This window comes from Bacteroidota bacterium, from assembly GCA_035506275.1.
Lineage (GTDB): Bacteria > Bacteroidota > Ignavibacteria > UBA10030 > UBA8401 > JAGVPT01.
The window spans coordinates 295,055-315,992 of sequence record DATJPT010000006.1; the positions used below are offsets into that span (position 1 = coordinate 295,055).

Consider the following 20,938-nt stretch of genomic DNA (forward strand, 5'->3'; position numbering starts at 1 on the left):
GTTTCACTCTGGCACGGAACGTAGCGCAGCCCGGCTAGCGCACTACCTTGGGGTGGTAGGGGTCGCGGGTTCGAATCCCGCCGTTCCGACATTTTTCGAAAGAACACCGTTGGGGGATTCACGGTGATCGTATTCAGCGTTCGTAGGTCGGGCATTCCTGTCCGACCTTTACTTTTTACGGGGACAGGCAAGAATGCCTGTCCTACGACGGCAAACCTCTTTTGATTCAGTCGATGCCGAATTCCGCTGTTCCGACCTTGCATAAGTCAAGACAAAAAAAGTCTTTGCCGCTCGGCAAAGACTTTTTCGTTTCTGCAGACGCAAAGACCCGCCTTGTTCAATTTAATTTCACCAACAGCTCTTCGAGCAGCGATTTCACTTCCAGCAGATCCTCGCGTAAATTCCGCTCCGAACCGGCGTGAACTGCCGCAGCTTCCAGCGCGGGAGCATGTGCGGGCTGTGCGTCGGCCGGCAAGAGCTGCAATTGCTCGCCGCTCTCCACCTCCGGTGTCCAGGATTTTAAGACCTGCTTTGCCCCTTCGATCGTGTACCGTTCTTCCCGCAACAGCTGGCGGATGTAGAGGATGAGCTTGATATCCTTGTTCGTATAAATCCGGTTCCCCGCCCTGTTCTTGGCCGGCTTCAACTGCTCGAACTCCGATTCCCAGTACCGCAGCACATACTGCTCAAGGTCGGTTATCTTGCTTACTTCGCTAATGGAATAATACAATTTTTTTATTCCAGTGGATTTCATCGCTTCCTCGCTGTTGTGATAAAAGGAACCAGTGCAATAGTATAAAAAAGTGATGATAATTGCAACACAGGATACCTAAAGGCAGCGCCTTGGCCTAAATTCCGATAACCACTCTTCTTTCCCTGTAGGCAGGGAAGGAAGCAAACTCCCGCATTACGGGATCCGCCTTTCACAGTTTTGGAAAGCGGGAAGAGCTTCTTGGAATCGGAACCCTCTGGGATTGGGAAAGAGGCGCGGTTTATGAAATCGCGACACCACCATAAAGCGGCTCTCACCCCTTTAAATTACTACTTTTGTGTGATTGAATTGTCCCGATCCAGAAATGTATATTGATCATCATTGTGCCCGGAGACACGGCGGCGCCGCTCTTAAAAAAAATATTTTGCGTTTAGACGATTTTAACGTATATTTGACAAAGAATTATTCGAAACCATTCATTGCCTGATGGGATCTTGATTCTTCCCCCTTTCCGCTATCGTAGCTAATTTCACACACTAACATCGAGGAGTCAAACAATGAAAAACCTCTTGCTCTTGTCGCTCTGCTGCTTGCTGATTGTTTCGGGTTCCGCATCAGGCGGTTCACTGGATGAGACCTTGCAGAAGATGGCGGGAAGTGCGGTGCAGGGATACGTCAGTCCGATCGTCACGGCATTCGGGACAGACCTCAACGGAGGCTGGTTCCACAGAGCTCCGGCGGCCGAGATGTATGGATTCGACCTTGAATTTGGTCTTGTGGCGATGGGAGCTTCAATGAAGAATGCAAACACAACGATACCGGGAGGCGTGGGAGGACAATTCACGTTCGACGACCAGCAAAGCGCGCAAATTGCCCAGAGTATCCCGAATTGGAATCTAATTCCGGGAGCCCAGCAGCAGGCAATCATCAATAAGATCGCCACGACGCCGTTCAACGTCCAACTTACCGGGCCGACGATTGTCGGATCCAAGGATGATTTCGTACAAGTAAAATTTCCGGGACAAACCATCACGGTGAATGGACAATCATTCACAATTCCCGACAATGTCATCAACACTTCGGTCACCGGTTACCTCGGAACGATCTCCACGATTCCTCTTGCCGCTCCTCAATTGAGCATCGGCACACTCGTCGGCACACAGCTCACATTCCGATGGCTGCCGAGCTATAATAACGCCGATTATGGCAAGCTGAAATATTTCGGTTTCGGCATTCAACACAACCCTGGTATCTGGTTCCCGCAGCCTCTTCCGGTCAACCTCTGCCTCAGTTTCTTTACGCAGTCGCTGGATGCAGGAAGTATCTTCACCACAAAAACAACGGCATTCGGCATCAACGCCAGCAAGACATTCGGTCCCGGCGCCCTCAATATTACTCCGTACGCGGGCTTTATGCTGGAGAGTTCCAAGATGACATTCAGCTATACGTCGACGCTTACGCTGCCTAACAATGCCGGCACGCAGCTGATCAACGTCAACTTGCCGCTGACTGGGGACGACAAATCGCGGCTCACAGTAGGCCTGAGCATCAAGATCCTCTTTCTCGACATCAATGCGGATTACAACATCGGAAAATATAATTCGGAAACCGCAGGGCTGATGTTCATCATTTAACTCTCTTCGAACATTGACACCGAAAGGCCGAATCCTCCGGGTTCGGCCTTTTCTTTTTTCGCCGCGGGTTAGTATATTGTGTGCGGCCCGGTAAAGCATCCGGTTGCCGTCACATTCGTAACACCCATCCTCACAGTGACATTCAGTTGAAAACGTACTCCGCTCTGCGAATTGCTACGCTGATGATTCCCGCCGCCGCGCTGATGCTTGGCGGCTGCAACATCGGAGAGGATAATGAAGATCCTGTCGTGCGATCGCAGGAGCTCCGCTCGAAAGCCGCAGAAGAGGCGGGAGCGCATGACTTCCTTCATGCGGAAGAACATCTCACGCAGCTCTTCCCGATCGACCAGCAGATGCAGCAGTGGGAACGGCTCGCCGAGGACCGCGCCGCCGCCGCCAAAGTTGAAACCTCACTCGGCCACTTTTCCGCCGCCACGGAAAATTACAGCGAGGCGTGGAAGTACTACCGCGAGTCCGGAAACCATGCGGCCGAGGTCCGGATGATGAACGCCGTCGGAATTCTATCCGTGGAACTGGGGGACTTCGAACAGGGGATCGGCATGCTCGCCAACGCGCTCGACGTCAGCAAGCTCGCATCCAACAACGAGCCAGACCCCGAAACGAGCATGAACCTCGGCAACGCGTATTGCTGGTCGGGGCAATACGAAAACGCGCTCGCTCAGTTCACTTCCGCGCTGGCGGTGTTCAATAAACGGCGGTCTTCCCCTTCGGTCGTCCGGGCTCTTTCGGGTGTCGGCTATGCCGATGCCAGGCTTGGAAAAAGGGACGAGGCCCTGACCGCGTTTGCAACGGTCGAGAACATTGTCAGCACCGTCCCGAACGTGATCGTGAAGGGGGAATTCAATTACGATAAAGGAAGGGGGCTCGAAGCGCTCGGAGAATGGAGCGATGCGGCGCAATCGTTCCACGACGGCATCGGCATCCTTGAAGATCTCCCGAACAGTCAAAAGAACGAACAGACGAACGACCTGCTGATTCTCCTCTACACGGCCCTCGGCAAGGTCTACGCCCACAATTTTGCCTACCAGCTCGCAAAGCAAAGCTTCATCGAAGGGTACTCGCTCGCCAAAGACGCCGGCAGAAAAATCGCCATCGGCTATTTATTGACCGCGATCGCCGACTGCGAACGGAAAATCACAGCGGTGAACCCGGACCAGCAGGCCACGATCGCCGCCGGAACATACTACGAGCAGGCGATGAACCTCTTTTCGCGGAACGGCAACATCTCCGGCGAAGCGTACGCCAACTACAAGCTGGGAATGATGAAAGAGGAAGAGGGGAACACGGACGGCGCTCTCGCATTCTACCGGCGCGCGTTCGAACTGCGCAGCGGACAGTCCGGCGAGTTCAACAACTGGGGGGAGGACGAAGAATTTTTCGGGATGCGGCGTGGGGAGGCGGCTGAAGGGATCTCCTTCTCCGATGAGACGTACTGGTACGAGCCGCTGGTCATTCTGCTTGCACGCCAGGGGCGCGCGGAAGAGGCGCTCGACATCTTCGAACAGGGAAAGACAGGATCTCTCGCGGCCCGGCTCCGTTCATTCCCCTTCCAATACCGGGACAAGAGCACGCAGCAGAGCGTCGAGGCGGTCCGTCGTCAAATGCATGCGCTCAGCGTGAAAGAGGCAGAACTCGCTTATCAGAAGGGGTTGAATGCGAATCAACGCGACGGTGCTGGGATCGCATCGCTTGCCACAGACATCGCATCCGCACGCACAGCGCTGTCGGCCAATGCATCGGCGCTTGCACAAAAGGATCCCCAGCTCGAAATTCTCTTCCGCACGCCGGCATTCCAGGAAACGGAGTTCCGTTCAGCGCTGACCTACGGCACGGTCGTGCTCGATTATCTCATCGCCGAGGACCGCATCGTTATTTTTGTGGTTTCCTTCGACGGCATGGGACGGCAGATGCCGGTCAGCGTCGTGGAAGTGCCGATCTACAAGGATATCGTGCTTGAGAAGGTCCGCCAGTACGACCTGATGCTCAACGAGCACATCCACAGCATCGGGACGGGATATTTTCAGACGACCGACATCGAACGGCTGTCGCAGGAGCTGTACAATTATTTTCTGCGCCCCGTGGAGCGGCTGTTCGTGCAGCGCGTGGTCATCATACCGCCGCGCGAGATGGAGAATATTCCGTTCCATGCGTTCACCCGCTCGACCAACGAAGGGGTGAAGCCGATGGTGGAGATCGCCGATGTCTCTTACCTGCCGTACCTCGCCGCGGCGAAAAGCATTCCGCCTCCCCCCCGGTTCATCAACTCCGTCGTCGCCATGGGAAATTCGCGGGGGAACAACTGGCCGCTCGACTTTGAATTGCGCGACATCCGGAGTTTCTTCCGCGAGACGGCCGTCTATGTCTCGCAGAACGCCGGCGAGAAACAGCTGTTCGGATCGTCGGGGGACGTGCTTCAGCTTTCGACCGACTTCGCGACCGACACGCTTTTCCCCGGCCGCTCATCGTTCGTCCTGGCGAGCGGAAGCATCACGGACCCGGATGCCGAAATTCCGGTTGCGAATTTCCTGAGCCTGCATCCGTACCCCGTCGTCTATCTTTCCGACGAGCAGCCCGGCGTCTCGGGACTGACGCCGCTCTATGCCGCGGTGCTGATGATGAACGGCTCGTCCAACATCATCCTCACCATGCGGCCGTCCGACGTGAAGCCGAATAAATTCTTCAGCGAAAAATTTTATACCGCGCTGGCCCGGGGGAGCAGCGTGAACGACGCCTACCGCTCCGCCGTCATCGCCATGAGCAAGTCTGCCGCGTTCAGCGCCCCCTACCAGTGGTCGCAGTACTTTAAGTTTGGGAAGTGAGATGTCAGAAAGCAGAAGACAGGAGACAGTAAGCAGTTAGCAGTGAGCAGGCAGATACTATCGCTGTCCATGTCATTCTGAGGAGGAGCGTTCTTTGCGACGACGAAGAATCTTTCTTGCCGTATAGATTCCTCGCTGCGCTCGGAATGACATGTAGTCGTTGGTGGCTCCGATATTCTCAAGGTTACTGGGCCTCTGTCATTCTGAGGAGGAGCGCTCTTTGCGACGACGAAGAATCTTTCTTACGGCGAAAGAGTGAAGGAACCGAGGTCAGTATAGATTCCTCGCTACGCTCGGAATGACATGTAGTTGTTGCTGGCTCCAATATTCTCAAGGATGCTGAGTCTCTGTCATTCTGAGGAGGAGCGCTCTTTGCGACGACGAAGAATCTTTCTTACGGCGAAAGAGTGAAGGAACCGAATTCAGTATAGATTCCTCGCTGCGCTCGGAATGACATGTAGTTGTTGGTGGCTCCAATATTCTCAGGGAACCCGAGTCCATGCCGTCAAAAAAAATCCCCGATGCCAGCAGCATGCGGGGATAAAAATTTTATCGCGAAAATTCTCTTATTCCTCCAGCTTCACCTTCACGCTCCCCAGGCCGGACTCGACATAAATATTCAGCCTCCCTTCGGCCGAGGAATAATTCGAGGTCACATACACTCCCTTGCGTTCTTCGTCGAAATCATGGTCGATCGAGAAATTGGAGAACCAGTTCTCCTGGTAATGGATCTTGGCGCCGTAGTCCCTCGGGATCAGGATCGTCACCGCCCCCAGCCCGATCTTGATCCTGACCTCAACTTCGCGGTGGAGCTCGCCGTCGAAGTTCAGATGGTACGAGCCGACGCCCCCTTCGAACGTCATCCGTCTGAAGTTGGCGTTGCATAGTTTTTCCCCCTCGAACTTGCTGACCCCGGACTTGATCTCAAAATCCTCGATCTCGCTCTTGTTCGGCTCGCCGAACAGCAGGGTGGTCGAGCTTGCCCCCGCCGACATCGTGAAATCTTTGATGTCGAGTCCCGTCATGTCGAAATCCCCGCGGCCGGCGCCGAGCGACGCATCGATCGACAGCGGGACGGCATCGGTGAACCGCATGTACCATTTCCCGCTCTGGAAATTCCCGTCGTTCTTTTCTTCGTCGTCATCGTTCATGTTGAGCGATACGGAATTCTCTCCGTCCGACTCATGCGAAATGTCGAGATACCCGACATCCTTGTTGATGCGGTAGTCGATGTCGACGTTCGGCTTGCGCCCCTCCTCCGTCTTCAGGTCGAAGATCATCACTTTCTCGGGATCCCCTTTGGAACAGATCACGGTGCCGAAGGACGATTCGAGCTTGATGTGGACCTCTTTCTCCGATGTCCGTTTGATCTCTTTGTGGAGTCCCCCCGCGACTGCCTGCACGGCAACCGCAGCGCTGAAGATGAACGGCGCAGCTTTATGTACGATAGGTAATATTCTCATGTCCATGGTGGCTCTCCATTCTGCTCAACGTCCAGCGTGACCTCCTGGACCTCACGGAGCTGAATACTTTCGAGCACCGGCGACTCGGTGACAGCGAATGCCGCACTCAACTTGTGCGGATTTCCTCTCTTCGTACTACGAAAAAAAGGGGGGAGAGTTACGCATTCTTTCAATAGAGCTGGATCTTTTTTCGGAGGTTTTTATAGAGCATTTCACGGGCGCGGAAAATATGGGCCTTGACGGTGCCGATGGGAAGCTTCAATTGCCGCGCAATTTCGGCATAATCCTTCTCCTCCGTATGGCGCATCAGGATCACGGTCCGGTATTTCGGGGGGAGTGATTTGATGGCCTGCTCAAGCAGCCGGGTCCGCTGCCGGGCGATCATCTCCCGGTCGGGCTCGTAGGTCGAATCGGGTATTTCAAAAGAGAAATCGCCGTCGGATGATTCGATCGGTTTGTCGATCGAAAAGGTCTGCAGCTTCTTTTTCCGGATGTAATCGATGCAGTTGTTCGTGGCGATCTTGAAAAGCCATGTCGAGAAAGCGAATTCCTCGTTGAAGCTGGAGAGGGACTGGAATGCCTTGATGAACGCCTCCTGGGTGAGGTCCTCCACTTCGTCTTTGTCGTGGATCATCCGGAAGAGGAGGTTGCAGATCGGGTCGTGATATTTTTTCATGAGGGCGCGGTAGGCCGGCTGGCTGCCGTCGATCGCGGCGGCGATCAGCCGCGAGTCCTCTGCACGGGAGTCGAGTTTGCGCTGGCTGAGAGCATCGCCTTTTGGCGGAAGGGTTTTCGGAGTTTTACGTGAGGATGAAGCTGCTTTTGCTCTCGTCATTGAAGATGGGTTTGAAATGATGATGTTCCTGTGATGAAAGTAGGCAAAAAATTCAGGAAGTGCAAGGAGAGGAGACAGGAGTCAGTAGACAGTAAGCAGTAAGCAGTGAGCAGTAAGCAGTGAGCAGTAAGCAGTGAGCAGTGAGCAGTAGGAAGTAAACAGTGAGCAGTAAGCAGTAAGGAGTCGGGTACTCCCCCAGTCCATGTCATCCTGAGCGAGTCCGTTTTTCAGGACGAGTCGAAGGATCCACGACACTGCACCGCCGTCACGGCAGAATCTGCCGTTGCAGAGAGCGACGGGGCACCACGCCGTATGGACGTACATGAGGAAGACGGAGATAACCAATGCTTATGCACTGCCTCATCTGCGAAATCAGTCATCTGCGCAAAATCTGCGTCATCTGCGTAATCACTTCCGCCTTGAGATTCCATCCTTTTTTTTGTACTATGGACAGTCACATTGTTTAGCAGTTTTTCATCACAACAACGACCACCGTTATGCCAGTAACAATCATCGTGGGGGCGCAGTGGGGGGATGAAGGAAAAGGAAAGATCGTCGACCTGCTCAGCGACGACATCGACATCGTCGCTCGTTATCAGGGGGGCGCCAACGCGGGACACACGGTCGTTATCGGCGAAAAAGAATACGTCCTGCACCTCATCCCGTCCGGGATCTTCCACAAGCACGTCACCTGCGTCATCGGCAACGGCGTCGTCATCGACCCGATGGCCCTCATGGAAGAGATCGCCATGATCAAATCCTTCAACATCAAGATCGAAGGAAGGCTCTTCATCAGCCACAACGCCCACTTGATCATGCCGTACCACAAACTGCTCGACAGCATCCGCGAGCAGGGGGCGAACAAGATCGGCACGACGGGACGGGGCATCGGACCGGCGTACATCGACAAGTACATGCGCACCGGCATCCGCGTGGTCGACCTCCTCGACCGGAAGGTCCTCTGCGATAAATTGAAATCGAACATCGAGGAAAAGAACCAGCTTCTCAGCAAGGTGTACGGCTCCGCCGTGCTCGATGTCGACAAGATGATCAGCGAGTACGAGGAGTTCGACAAGAAGATCGACCCGTACGTGACTGACACTTCCGCATACCTGATCGCCGCCCTGAAGAAGAAAAAAAATATTCTCGCCGAGGGAGCGCAGGGTGCGCTGCTCGACGTCGACCACGGTACGTATCCGTTCGTTACCTCCTCCAACCCGACCAGCGGCGGCGCCTGCACGGGACTCGGCATCCCGCCGACGTCGGTGAAAAACATCATCGGCATCGTGAAGGCGTATTCCACGCGCGTCGGCAACGGCCCCTTCCCCACCGAACACACGGACGGCATCGGCGAAAAGCTCCGCACTGTGGGACACGAGTTCGGCGCGACGACGGGACGCCCGCGGCGGTGTGGATGGCTCGACATGGTCAGCCTGAAATACTCGCTCGAGATCAACGGCGTGAAAGAGATCGCCCTCACCAAGCTCGACGTCCTCGACGAATTCGACGAGATCAGGATCTGCACCGGATATTCGATCGACAGGCGTCCGCTCAAATCGTTCCCCTCCGCCCTCCAGACGCTCGAACGCGTCGAGCCGGTCTACCGCTCCTATAAAGGATGGAAGGAAACAATTTCGACGGCAAAAAAATACAAGCAGCTTCCGGCCAGGGCACGGCAATACATCGAAGCGATCGAGAAGCTGTCGGGAGTCCCCGTGTCGATCGTTTCGGTCGGAGCGCGGCGCGACCAGACCGTCGAGCGGTGAGGGGAATACAGCAACTCGATTAGAAAACTGTTTTTGCAGGACAGGCAATCCTCGAAGGGATGCTCCGAAGGAGCGAATGTCTGACCTGCGAATGCCGAAGAAGCCAATCCTCTTATGAACCTCAGCGACCGCAGTCCAAAATCCGGAAATATCAAAGCTGCGCTGCTGATCGCGGCGTTCGTCATCATCATCCCCATTCTCATCTACACGCACAACCTGGTCGACCGGCTGCAGCAAAAAGAGCGCGAGGTGGCCGCCCTGTATGCCAAATCGGTCGAGTACCTCGCCAACAGCCCTTTTTCAGGCGCAGAATATAATTTTATTTTCGACGAGCTGATCCGGGCGATCGACTTCCCCATCATCGAATCGGACGCCGGGAACTTCGAGATCAAGGCCTCGCGCAACATCGACGTCGATACGACGCTTCCAAAAGCGGAGCGCGATGCGTACGTCCGGTCGCTTATCCCGGAAATGGACCGGATCAACCGCCCCATCGTCGTCTCGTACCAGGACACGATCATCCTCAGCCGTGTCCATTACGGCGAGTCGCCTCTCGTGACGCGCCTCCGGTGGCTGCCCTACATCGAGATCGTCATCGCCTCTCTCTTTATCTTTGTCGGCTACATCGGCTTCAGCTACATCAAGCGGAGCGAACAGAGCAACATCTGGGTCGGCATGGCGCGGGAGACGGCCCACCAGCTCGGCACTCCGCTGTCGAGCATGATGGGATGGACCGAAATTCTGAAGCTCCGCCCCGAAGCCGACGCCAAGACCGCCGAAACGATCGCGGAGATGGAGAACGACCTGCACCGGCTGAACAAGATCGCCGACCGCTTCTCCAAGATCGGCTCGCGCCCTGACCTGCGCGAGGAGGATCTCGGCGAGGTCGTGAAAAGCGTGATCAGCTACTTCCAGAAGAGAATACCGCAGATGGGGAAACGGGTCGACATCGTCGTGGAGCCGTCCGAGCCGGTAGAGGCGAAGATCAACCGCGAATTGTTCGAATGGGTGCTTGAGAACCTCGTGAAGAACGGGCTGGATGCGATGGAGGACGGGAAGGGAAAGATCTCGTTCAGGATCTCGCGCGCCGGGAACGCGCCGGTCATCGACGTGACCGACACCGGGAAAGGGATCGATGCGGCGTACCGGAAAGACGTCTTCCGCCCCGGCTTCAGCACGAAAAAACGGGGATGGGGACTCGGGCTCAGCCTTTCAAAAAGGATCGTCGAAACCTACCATAAAGGAAAACTCTCCATCAAAGAGAGCAAGCTCGGCGTCGGAACGACCTTCCGCATCAAGCTCCGCGGATGATCAGGGGATCTGCTGCGGGAACTGCTGCTTCGGCTTGAACACCGACCATCCGATCAGACTTCCGAGGATCGCAAACGGCACGTCGATAATCATCGTAAAGAAGAGCGACGCGATCATCCCGATGACCGAAGGCCTCTCCTCCGACGCCTGGTCGATCATCTGCTCGATGTTCGGCGGCAGGTCGACGTTCATCCGGTGCACGATGTTCATCATCATCTCGATGGCGATGTTGCCGAAGACGAGCGCAACGACGAACGAGATCACGGCTCCGGCCGCGGCGGCGATCACTCCGGTCAGCGCGCCGAGCCGCACGCAGTCGTTCGACGTCAGCGGGTCCATCTCCGGCGTCAGCTCCTGCCTGTAAAAAAGAACTGCAAGGAATCCCCCCAGCAGAATCCCCGCACAGCAGCAGACGTTGATGAGGTTCAGTCCGGGAATTGCGGAAATTCCCGCGATGATCAGTCCGCCGTAGAGCGCGGGCATCAGTCTATCCGGCTTTGGTCGCATACGGTATCCGTAGAATATTCTTCGATCGTGATAGGATTTTTTGCACAAGTTCTTCGAGCGGCTCGGCGAGCGGAACGCTCAGTCCGAAACCAAAGAGGGCGCCGCTGCACATTCGTGTGACGGCGGTGCTCTCGTGAATGCCGAACGCCGACAGGGCGACGTCGGCAGCCATCGGAAGCGCGGAGAGAAGGATCAACGACCGGGATGAAAGCCGGCGGCCGATGGTTCTGGAAGCGAAAGGGGCGAAAAGGACGCCGAGGAAAAAGGCGCCGTAGATGGACGTGCAGCGGATGCACACGCCGAATTTGTATCCGGCGATATGGAACGACCGGCCGTCGATCTGATGGCAGACGCGGGAAAACAACTGGTAGAGGAATGCGCCCGACGCTGCGAGCGGACCGCCGAGCGAGCTCAATAGCGGCGCAGCGGCGATTGCCGCACACCAGAGGAACAGCATCACGATAAGAACGCGGCGCGGGGTCATGATGGAAAACATTATAGCAGAATCACGAGAGAGAAGCAAGAAGGAACGGCAACAGGTAGCAGCTAACAGTTAACAGTTAGCAGTTAGCAGTTTATAGCCATGAGTGAAAAGGGGATGCTTCGGAAGGAGCATCCGTCGCCGCGCTCCCCAGAATGACAGAGACTCAGCTTCCTTGAGAATATCGGAGTCACCAACAACTACATGTCATTCCGAGCGAAGCGAGGAATCTATACGGGAAGAAAGATTCTTCTTCGTCGCAAAGAACGCTCCTCCTCAGAATGACAGAGGCCCAGCTTCCTTGAGAATATTGGAGCCATCAACAACTACATGTCATTCCGAGCGCAGCGAGGAATCTATACTGACCTCGGTCCCTTCACTCTATCGCCGCAAGAAAGATTCTTCGTCGTCGCAAAGAACGCTCCTCCTCAGAATGACAAGGACCCGGTTTCCTTGAGAATATTGGAGCCTCCAACAACAACATGTCATTCCGAGCGAAGCGAGGAATCTATACTGACCTCGGTTCCTTCACTGTATCGCCGTAAGAAAGATTCTTCGTCGTCGCAAAAAAACGCTCCTCCTCAGAATGACATAGACTCAGCCTCCTTGAGAATATTGGAGCCACCAACAACTACATGTCATTCCGAGCGAAGCGAGGAATCTATACTGACCTCGGTTCCTTCACTCTTTCGCCGTAAGAAAGATTCTTCGTCGTCGCAAAGAACGCTCCACCTCAGAATGACACAGACCCAGCTTCCTTGGGAATATTGGAGCCACCAACAACTGCATGTCATTCCGAGCGCAGCGAGGAATCTATACTGACCTCGGTTCCTTCACTCTATCGCCGTAAGAAAGATTCTTCGTCGTCGCAAAGAACGCTCCTCCTCAGAATGACAGGGATCCAGCTTCCTTGAGAATATTGAAGCGACTAACAACCATATGTCATTCCGAGCGTAGCGAGGAATCTATACTGACTTCGGTTCCTTCACTCTTTCGTCGTGCGAAAGATTCTTCGTCGTCGCAAAAAACGCTCCTCCTCAGAATGACAGAGGCCCAGCTTCCTTGAGAATATTGGAGCCACCAACAACTACATGTCATTCCGAGCGCAGCGAGGAATCTATGCTGTCGTCGTTTCCTTCACTCTTTCGTCGTGCGAAAGATTCTTCGTCGTCGCAAAAAACGCTCCTCCTCAGAATGACAGAGACGGAACTAGATTCCGCTACTTAATTATCCAGACCCCAATCTGCGTAATCTGCAATCAGCGCAAAATCAGCGCCATCTGCGTAATCACTTTAGCAGAAGCATCTTTCTCGTCTCTATAAACCTTCCAGACCTGAGGGTGTAAAAATATGCGCCGCCGGCAAAGCTGGCTCCGTTGAACGCCGCACGGTTCAACACTCCCGCCTCAACGCTGCCGTTCACGAGAGTCGCAACCTCTTCCCCAAGCGTGTTGTACACTTTCAGCGTCGCGATGCCCGACGTCGGCACCGCAAATTCGATGCTGGTTTCCGGGTTGAACGGGTTCGGGTAATTCTGTCCGAGCAGTATCGTATTCGGCGCCAACGTCATCGTTGCTTCCACTTCATCGCTGTACTCAAAGTTTCCGTTGCGGTCAATCTGCTTCAGACGGTAATTGTAGCTCCCAACCACCGCGGATGCATCCTTGAAAGAATAACGATGCACGCTGCTGCTCGTTCCATACCCGTGAACAAACCCTATTGTTTCCCAACTGTTCATTGTTGATTGTTCATTGTTCATTGTACTCCGCTCCACCTCAAACCCGTAATTCTCCGTCTCCGTCGCCGTCGTCCAGCGAAGCTCGACCCCATCCTCCGCCGCACGAGCCGTGAACGAACTCAGCTCGACGGGAAGATTGGTCGCGACAAAACTTGACTCGGCAGCGTCGTTCGCTGAACCCTCTGTTCCAGCCCCTCCTGCCGATGTTTTTGAATCGAGCCCGAAGTCGCTTACCGACCCGATATTCACGAATTGAACCACGTGGCCCGAAGCCGGAGCCGTCGTTGAATTTGCGGTCGGCGCCGCAAGCGAGGCGATGCTCCCCGGTTTACTGCCATGACTGAGGGAATGAATATGGCCGCCGCCGGAAGTCAGGATCTCAAGCGCATCGGCGGTGCCGGAAATATCGAAGCCGCTTGCACCGCCGGTAAAGTACGTCGCGTTGGTGTCGCTGACGACGAGTTTCTTATCCGAAATATCAAAGTCCTGCGCTTGCGCGTTTCCCTTTCCAAGAAGAACAATGAACGTTCCTTTTGGTACTGATGACCAGAGTGCTGCATTCGAAAACACGACCGGCGTCTGCGCATTGCCGGCGGAGCTGTAGTCGCGAAGCTGCATCCCGCGCATATCCAGGTTGTTCTGGATGACCAGAAGCTCGACCCATTCCCCGCTTTGCGCCGATGCATTAAAATACTCGTTCACTACGACGGTTGGCGACGACGAAGCGGCTCCGGTGGTGTAGGTGACCTGGTCTTTCGACGAAGGGAAATTGTCCGTCTTATAGTTGCGCTGACAACCGCTTCCGTTGTAGGGATAAATCCTGAACGAGTAGCTGGTCAGACTCAGGAGGCCGGTACACTGCAGCGAATCTCCGCTGCCGTACGGGACATTGACAACCGCCGAACCGTCGCCGAGGTTGGTATCGTTCGAATACGTTACACCGTCCACAGGGTCGCTGAACGCGTTCGTGGTATTCGCGAGGATAAGATAGCCGGAGGGAACGGTACCTCCGGCCGAGTCGATCCACCGGATCGTGATTGAGGAGTTCGTGATCGTCGGTGTCGTAAGGTTGAACCCTCCCGGATACTTTGATGGCTCGGCGGCAAGCGTTGCCGACCCTGTCGTTGCACTGCAGGAAGGGACCGTCCCGTCGATTTTGTAGTTGATCTGCGACGACGAGCCGTTATAAGAATACATATGCACATAGTATGTCGTTCCGCACGAGAGGCCGGTGAACTGGTGCGACGTCCCCCCGCTGTTGGCCACATTCACTACCGCACGGTTGTCGGTCAGGTCCGTGTCGTCGGCATAGACCGAACCGTCTTCGGGCGTGAAATAATCGTCCGATGCGTAGAGCTCGATCAGGTACCCGGAGGGCTGCTGACTCCCTGCCGCGGCGTTCGTCCAGCTGACCGTCAGACTGGACGAAGTGACGTTCCCTATCGCAAGGTTCGTCACATGGTTGGAAGGTTCAACGGCATACGTCGGAGTCAGTTTCGAGAGGTCGTTGAAGTTGATATAGTTCGCCCACTCGGGATGATCGACAAACGGATTGCGGTTGTTCTGGATCGATTGGATATAGTTGTTCCGCGATACTTCCCACGCGTCGGGAGGGTCGTCTTTATTCCACTGCAAAAGAAGGTTCACATCCTGTGCTGCTTCGCTCAGCGAATCGAGTATAACATTGTTGAGATGATTGAATGTCCAGTCGTAGCCATTCACGCCGTTATAGCAAACGGCCATGTAGAAAAGAGCGCGTGCGAAATCCCCCTTGTGCGACTGACGAGGCTCGAAGACGGTATGCCCGCTCGCATCCGTTCCGACCTTGCACGCCAAAAAAGTGTATGTTGGAGAAACAACGACTCCCTCAGGATGATTGCTCCTCGGGTCGTTTGCGTGTACCTGATTCACGGGAAAAAGGTGATGCTGGTCGGAATACTCAGGCAAGCTTGTAAAATTGGATGCGTGCGCGCTCGGCATCCAACTCTGGCACCAGGAGTGCTCGCGGCTGAATCCCGAGTCATTGTTCACTCCGGCGTTTCCCCACCATTTAAAGGGCGGCGTGTAAACGTAGTTAAGCCCGGAATACACACACGTCACAACTTTCTGCCCGTTCGTCGTATCGCGCGAGGCGAAGTTGGCAATGTTCGTCTCATCGTAATTGTCGTAGGTGATGCGGGTGTGAGGATTGATCAGGTTCTGGAGGTCAGTGACAAAGGTCGCGCTTGATGTGGAAATACCGTCGAAGTAAGTTCCGGGCTGCGCCCAGAGGGATAATGATTGAAGAACGATCAGAGAGACAAGAACGCCGAGGCTCTTCCTCGATGTTCTCAAAGATTTCAAACCAGCGCCCATTCAGCAACAGCACCATTCTCCCCCCCGCGATGAATTAATAATGTGAATTATGAATTACGAATCTCTTCGTACGTAAGATCCCATCGTTCGGCGCCGGCCCATTCCGACCATTCCACAATGTACCCGGCGTAGCGTTGATTTAATGTACATACGGCAACCCGGCGGGACGATGACCAACAGCACGCATAATGAAAAAATAAACAAACGGCGGAAGAAATACCAGCGGCAACCCCGTTTTATTCCCCGTTACCCCCTCCGCCCGAAGGTTCGAGGGGATGGCTTTGCAAGACCTCCGCGGAGGATCCATGACGCTGCATTTCCGTTACACTGGAATGTACCATCAGAAACGCCTGCGGTCACCAATTCGTAGTGTCATGGATTCTCCCAAAGGGATGCTTCGGAAGGAGCATCCGTCGCTGCGCTCCTCAGAATGACACAGACTCAGCATCCTTGAGAATATTGAAGCCACCAACAACTATATGTCATTCCGAGCGCAGCGAGGAATCTATGCCGTTAGAAAGATTCTTCGTCGTCGCAAAGAACAGTCCTCCTCAGAATGACAGAGATTCAGCTTCCTTGAGAATATTGAAACCACCAACGACTACATGTCATTCCGAGCGAAGCGAGGAATCTATGCTGTCGTCGGTTCCTTCACTCTTTCGCCGTAAGAAAGATTCTTCGTCGTCGCATAGAACGCTCCTCCTCAGAATGACAAGGACCCGGTTTCCTTGAGAATATTGGAGCCACCAACAACTACATGTCATTCCGAGCGTAGCGAGGAATCTATGCTGTCGTCGGTTCCTTCACTTTTTCACCGTGTGAAAGATTCTTCGTCGTCGCAAAAAACGCTCCTCCTCGGAATGACATAGACTCAGTAACCTTAAGAATATCTGAGCCACCAACAACTACATGTCATTCCGAGCGTAGCGAGGAATCTATCTTAAAATCTGACCTCTTCAAAATTAGGGTTTATCGATGAGATGAGATCAATTTTTTTCTGCCTCCCCCACCCCTTAATTTGCTTTTCTCTCGAAATTGCGTCGCGCACGTCAGAGTACTCTTCAAAATACACTAACTTCGAAATTTTATAGCGAGATGTGAATCCGGGATTCGAATGCATGCAGTGCTCGGCTACCCGGCGTTCTAAGTTATTTGTCAACCCTGTGTACAACGTCATCTTTCTATTTGTCATTATATAGATGTAGTATTTGCGCATGTTTCTCCCCTAAAGAATGGCTTTCATGAGGCCTGAGTGCCTGAGAACAAAAGGCGGACCGAGACTATTTGTCACCCCGAGCCAGCGAGGGGTCCCTGCGGTAAGAAAGATTCTTCGTCGTCGCAAAAAACGCTCCTCCTCAGAATGACACAGACTCAGCTTCCTTGAGAATATTAAATCCACCAACAACCACATGTCATTCCGATCGCAGCGAGGAATCTACACAGGAAGAAGAACGCTCTTCCTCAGAATGACATAGACTCAGCTTCCATGAGAATATTGGAACCACCAACAACTGCATGTCATTCCGAGCGCAGCGAGGAATCTATACCGCAAGAAAGATTCTTCGTCGTCGCAAAGAACACTCCTCCTCAGAATGACAGAGACCCAGCTTCTTTGAGAATATTGGAGCCACCAACAACTACATGTCATTCCGAGCGAAGCGAGGAATCTATGCGGCAAGAAAGATTCTTCGTCGTCGCAAAGAACGCTCCTCCTCAGAATGACAGAGACTCAGCTTCTTTGAGAATATCGGAGCCACCAACAACTACATGTCATTCCGAGCGCAGCGAGGAATCTATGGCGTTAGAAAGATTCTTCGTCGTCGCAAAGAACGCTCCTCCTCAGAATGAAAGAGACGGAACTAGACTCCGCTACTTAATTATCCAGACCCCAATCTGCGCAATCTGCAATCAGCGCAAAATCAGCGCCATCTGCGTAATCACTTCAGCAGAAGCATCTTCTTCACGTCCCGTTTCCCTCCCGACTGCAGTACATAAAAGTATATCCCCGAGCTCAAGCATCCCGCATTCATCCGAACACGATATCGCAGGTTCGCGTCCGCATCTCCATCGAACAGCGACATCACTTCCTCACCGAGCGTGTTGTACACTTTCAGCGTCGCGATGCCCGCCGTCGGCACCGCAAATTCGATGCTGGTTTCCGGGTTGAACGGGTTCGGGTAATTCTGTCCGAGCAGCATCGTATTCGGCGCCAACGTTATCGTTGCTTCCACTTCATCGCTGTACTCGAAGTTTCCGTTGCGGTCGATCTGCTTCAGACGGTAATTGTAGCTCCCAACCACCGCGGATACATCCTTGAAAGAATAACGATGTATGCTGCTGCTCGTCCCCTGTCCCGCCACAAACCCAAGCTTCACCCAACCGTTCATTGTTGATTGTTCATTGTTCATTGTACTCCGCTCCACCTCAAACCCGTAATTCTCCGTCTCCGTCGCCGTCGTCCAGCGAAGCTCGACCCCATCCTCCGCTGTGCGAGCCGTGAACGAACTCAGCTCGACGGGAAGCGGGACATTCCCCCACGAGGTTGCGACACGAATGCCGTCAATTCTCAGCGTCGGTGCCGTCCCCGCTCCTCCTTGCCGCAGCGCAATGGCTCCGATGCTCTGGGCGTCGTTCTCCCCGGCGGGAGCGCTTGCCGAGGGGGTATGTTCCGGCGCGTTCAACGGCGGATCGACAAAAAGATCGGCCGTGTCGTCGGTGTCAGATTTATTTTTGAACGTGTATTTCAAAACGAGAAGATACGTCGTGTTGTACGAATAGACAGCGCGCGTATAGTTCGGCTCCGTGCTGCTCTTGCTTACGCCGAAGGCAAGCTTGCCGGCGCTGTCTTTCACAAAGACGCGCCCCGTGAACGTTCCGAGGGAACTGGTGCTGAAATGGAAGAAGAAATCTCCGCCGCTTTGGGCTGCGCTCACATTGACAAGCATCGACGCGTACACCGACCCGCTGGCGATCGTGAAAAACGTGACATGGTCGTCTTCCCCGCTGGACGACAGCTGCGCGGCATTGCCGATGCCGGACGAATGATATCCCGCGTAGGTCAATCCGGGAGAAACGACGCAGATCGGGTTCGTCCCTTCCGCGCCGTGAGCGCTCCAGCCGTCGCCGGTGATCGGCCCGGAAACGGCGTACGGAAAATTCTCGACAACGATCGCGTTCGTCGTCTCGAATACGCCGGAGGTCGGGTTGATCAAACCTCCGGTGTTCGAGGCGGTCAGGCTGACGCCTAACTCCCCTTTCGTGAATCTGATATCATCCCATGAAACTGACCCCGACGACAGAACTTTCGTTAACCCGGATGCCGAACCCGGCGCGTCCGTCCCGGACGCAAGAAGTATTGTGACATTCCCGTGAGCTTCCGTGTCTTTATTGTTGTTCGCGTCGCGCGCTTCAAGCGAAACGCTGATGTTCGTGTTCAGGTTCGCGAACTGGACCGGAGCAGCGATAAACACGAGCTGCGTCGCTATGACTCCGATCGCATTTTTCGCGGAGTCCGAGACCGCGGCCGGGAACAAACTCATCTGAGAGCTTGTCACGTCGTTCTGCGTGATGGTGTTGGCCGGTGTCAGCTTGAACTGGAAGACCTGTCCGTCGTGGAGTCCCGACGTCTTCAGCGAGATCCTGAGCGAGAGTGTTTTTGTCCCCTTGCTTGGCGCGGTCGCGGTAAAATTACCGAACACGAGCGAAGCCGCTCCGATCGTCCCGCTTGCGAGATGCGTCGATCCGTCGAACAGGTCGGCCGCAAGAATTGCGCTCGACCAATCGGCGACCTTGTTGGCCGGGCCTTGCGTGAATGTCAGCCCTGTGACAATGGTCGGCTTCCCGTCGCCGTCCGACAATGCCGCTCCCCCGTCCCGGATCTTGACCTGCCACACCTGGGTCCCGGTCGTCGATGTGAGCGGCGAAGGATGATTTGAGATGGAAGAGATCGCAGCCGTTTCTGAACCCGCGATAGCGACGATGTCGCTCAGCGATGCGGCGGCAGTTGCTCCGGTTGTCTTGCTTCCGGTCAGCGGGGCCGCAGTCAGATAATTTGTGCCGTATCCTTTTCCGTTGAAGGCGAAGACCTCGTAACCGTACGTGGTTGATGCGGTCAATCCTTCTTCCGTGAATGATGTTCCGCTGCCGGCATATTCCACAACGCCGTCTCCGATGGTTTGACCGGCAATATAGGAATTGCCGTCGGCGGGAATCCCCGTCGGCAATGCGCTGGTGCGGCGGAGAACGAGGTAGCTTTCCGCGGTTGCGGACGGGGTGAACGATACCTGCATCGACGTCGAGCCGACGTTCGAAAAAACGAGCGCGGTCGGCTGCGACTTCGGCTCGGACTCGGGACCTGCGGTGATCGTGATGTCGTCGATGCTGATCTTCGGACGGCTCCCCGTCGTTCCGCCGGTGCCGTTATAACAATAGAACCGGATTCTCGCCGCCGAGCAGTTCTTAAGATTTTGAGGAAGCGGAATCCCGGAGAGAGTCCCGAACGACAACGCGCCGTTGACGAGATTCAGCACCGCGGCCGCGGTCAGTTCGGTGAAGGCGGCGCCGTCCCCGCTCGTATAAACGCGGAGCGATGCGCAGCGCGGGCTGGCGCCGACGGTGCCGTTGGTGCTGTCCCCCCATCGAAAGCTGAGCATCCCCGGCGCAACGCCGGTGAAGTCCACAAAAAGATCGATCGCGGCCGAAGCGGAATTATCCGCCGTGCCGGTGGCGAGGAGAAGAATATTTCCGGTCCCCCGCTGGACGCCGGCGGAGGTACCGGTGGAAAATTTTTGGGTCGGGACGGTGATCCTGATGCCGTCCGGGATCGTGCCGCGCGAATTCGTATCCACGGCGCCGAAGCGTTCCGCCCCGGTGCCGGAGGCGAAGCCGTTCGTCCAGTCTGCAATGTCAGAGAAATTTTCGGTGTACATCATGCCGGCAGTCGAGGACATCGGAAGCGGCGTTTGCGCGAACAATGGAGAGAGAAGAAAAAATGCGGAGAAAAAAAGATAGAATGGTTTCATGGAGCCCCCTTTTTTTTCAGTTAACAGTTAGCAGCTATCAGTTATCAGCTAACAATCAACAATGAACAATTAACAAGCGTGCGTAGGTCAGACATTCTTGTCTGACCTAACAATTAACAAAAATGGGGAGATGGTTTTGGGGAGAAAAAAGATGGGAGAGTAACTGGACCAATATTGGAATTGGTGGGATAAGATGCAAGTGGATTTGGGTACTTGGCTGCTTTGAGAAGTCAACCCTTCGACGCGCTCCCCCGACTTCGTCGGGGTCGCTTGCTC

General features: G+C 54.7%; 12 protein-coding genes and 1 tRNA gene. 5 read left to right on the plus strand and 8 right to left on the minus strand.

Annotated elements, in window-relative coordinates:
- The first annotated feature begins 14 nt into the window (after window positions 1–14).
- Window positions 15–89: transfer RNA gene (locus VMF88_04435), tRNA-Pro, on the plus strand.
- 248 nt (window positions 90–337) lie between these two features.
- Here the strand turns inward: VMF88_04435 and VMF88_04440 are convergent.
- Entirely contained in the window at window positions 338–754 is a 417-nt protein-coding gene (locus VMF88_04440) for a MerR family transcriptional regulator (protein HTY10304.1), read from the minus strand.
- A gap of 515 nt (window positions 755–1,269) precedes the next feature.
- Here VMF88_04440 and VMF88_04445 point away from each other — a divergent pair.
- Together VMF88_04445 and VMF88_04450 are read left to right on the plus strand one after the other, a co-directional pair.
- Window positions 1,270–2,346 carry a DUF6588 family protein gene (locus VMF88_04445; protein HTY10305.1) on the plus strand — a complete coding sequence of 359 codons (1,077 nt, stop codon included), beginning with the start codon at window positions 1,270–1,272 and terminating at the stop codon, window positions 2,344–2,346.
- 146 nt (window positions 2,347–2,492) lie between these two features.
- Window positions 2,493–5,186, plus strand: a complete 2,694-nt coding sequence (locus tag VMF88_04450) for a tetratricopeptide repeat protein (protein HTY10306.1) — start codon at window positions 2,493–2,495, stop codon at window positions 5,184–5,186.
- A gap of 566 nt (window positions 5,187–5,752) precedes the next feature.
- Here the strand turns inward: VMF88_04450 and VMF88_04455 are convergent.
- Both VMF88_04455 and VMF88_04460 read right to left on the minus strand, forming a co-directional pair.
- Window positions 5,753–6,655: a LiaF domain-containing protein gene (locus VMF88_04455; GenBank protein HTY10307.1), complete on the minus strand. Its 903-nt coding sequence runs from the start codon at window positions 6,653–6,655 to the stop codon at window positions 5,753–5,755.
- Between the two features lie 163 nt (window positions 6,656–6,818).
- Window positions 6,819–7,484: a sigma-70 family RNA polymerase sigma factor gene (locus VMF88_04460; GenBank protein ID HTY10308.1), complete on the minus strand. Its 666-nt coding sequence runs from the start codon at window positions 7,482–7,484 to the stop codon at window positions 6,819–6,821.
- 497 nt (window positions 7,485–7,981) lie between these two features.
- On the opposite strand from VMF88_04460, the gene VMF88_04465 reads away from it, so the two are divergent.
- Both VMF88_04465 and VMF88_04470 read left to right on the plus strand, forming a co-directional pair.
- Window positions 7,982–9,250 carry an adenylosuccinate synthase gene (locus tag VMF88_04465; protein HTY10309.1) on the plus strand — a complete coding sequence of 423 codons (1,269 nt, stop codon included), beginning with the start codon at window positions 7,982–7,984 and terminating at the stop codon, window positions 9,248–9,250.
- 114 nt (window positions 9,251–9,364) lie between these two features.
- Window positions 9,365–10,561 carry a HAMP domain-containing sensor histidine kinase gene (locus VMF88_04470; GenBank protein ID HTY10310.1) on the plus strand — a complete coding sequence of 399 codons (1,197 nt, stop codon included), beginning with the start codon at window positions 9,365–9,367 and terminating at the stop codon, window positions 10,559–10,561.
- Here VMF88_04470 and VMF88_04475 read toward each other — a convergent pair whose 3' ends face one another.
- The 5 genes from VMF88_04475 to VMF88_04495 all read right to left on the minus strand — a co-directional run bounded on the left by VMF88_04475 (window position 10,562) and on the right by VMF88_04495 (window position 20,662).
- Window positions 10,562–11,068, minus strand: a complete 507-nt coding sequence (locus VMF88_04475) for a hypothetical protein (GenBank protein ID HTY10311.1) — start codon at window positions 11,066–11,068, stop codon at window positions 10,562–10,564.
- A complete protein-coding gene (locus VMF88_04480) occupies window positions 11,049–11,552 on the minus strand; it encodes a DUF2085 domain-containing protein (protein HTY10312.1) in 504 nt (167 codons plus the stop codon). The genes VMF88_04475 and VMF88_04480 overlap by 20 nt, the downstream gene beginning before the upstream one ends.
- 1,284 nt (window positions 11,553–12,836) lie before the next feature.
- Window positions 12,837–15,620 (minus strand): endonuclease, encoded by a 2,784-nt coding sequence (locus VMF88_04485; protein HTY10313.1) that lies wholly within the window; start codon window positions 15,618–15,620, stop codon window positions 12,837–12,839.
- A 961-nt stretch (window positions 15,621–16,581) separates the two neighbouring features.
- Window positions 16,582–16,857 (minus strand): GIY-YIG nuclease family protein, encoded by a 276-nt coding sequence (locus VMF88_04490; GenBank protein ID HTY10314.1) that lies wholly within the window; start codon window positions 16,855–16,857, stop codon window positions 16,582–16,584.
- A gap of 721 nt (window positions 16,858–17,578) precedes the next feature.
- Window positions 17,579–20,662 carry a T9SS type A sorting domain-containing protein gene (locus tag VMF88_04495; GenBank protein HTY10315.1) on the minus strand — a complete coding sequence of 1,028 codons (3,084 nt, stop codon included), beginning with the start codon at window positions 20,660–20,662 and terminating at the stop codon, window positions 17,579–17,581.
- Window positions 20,663–20,938 lie beyond the last annotated feature (276 nt).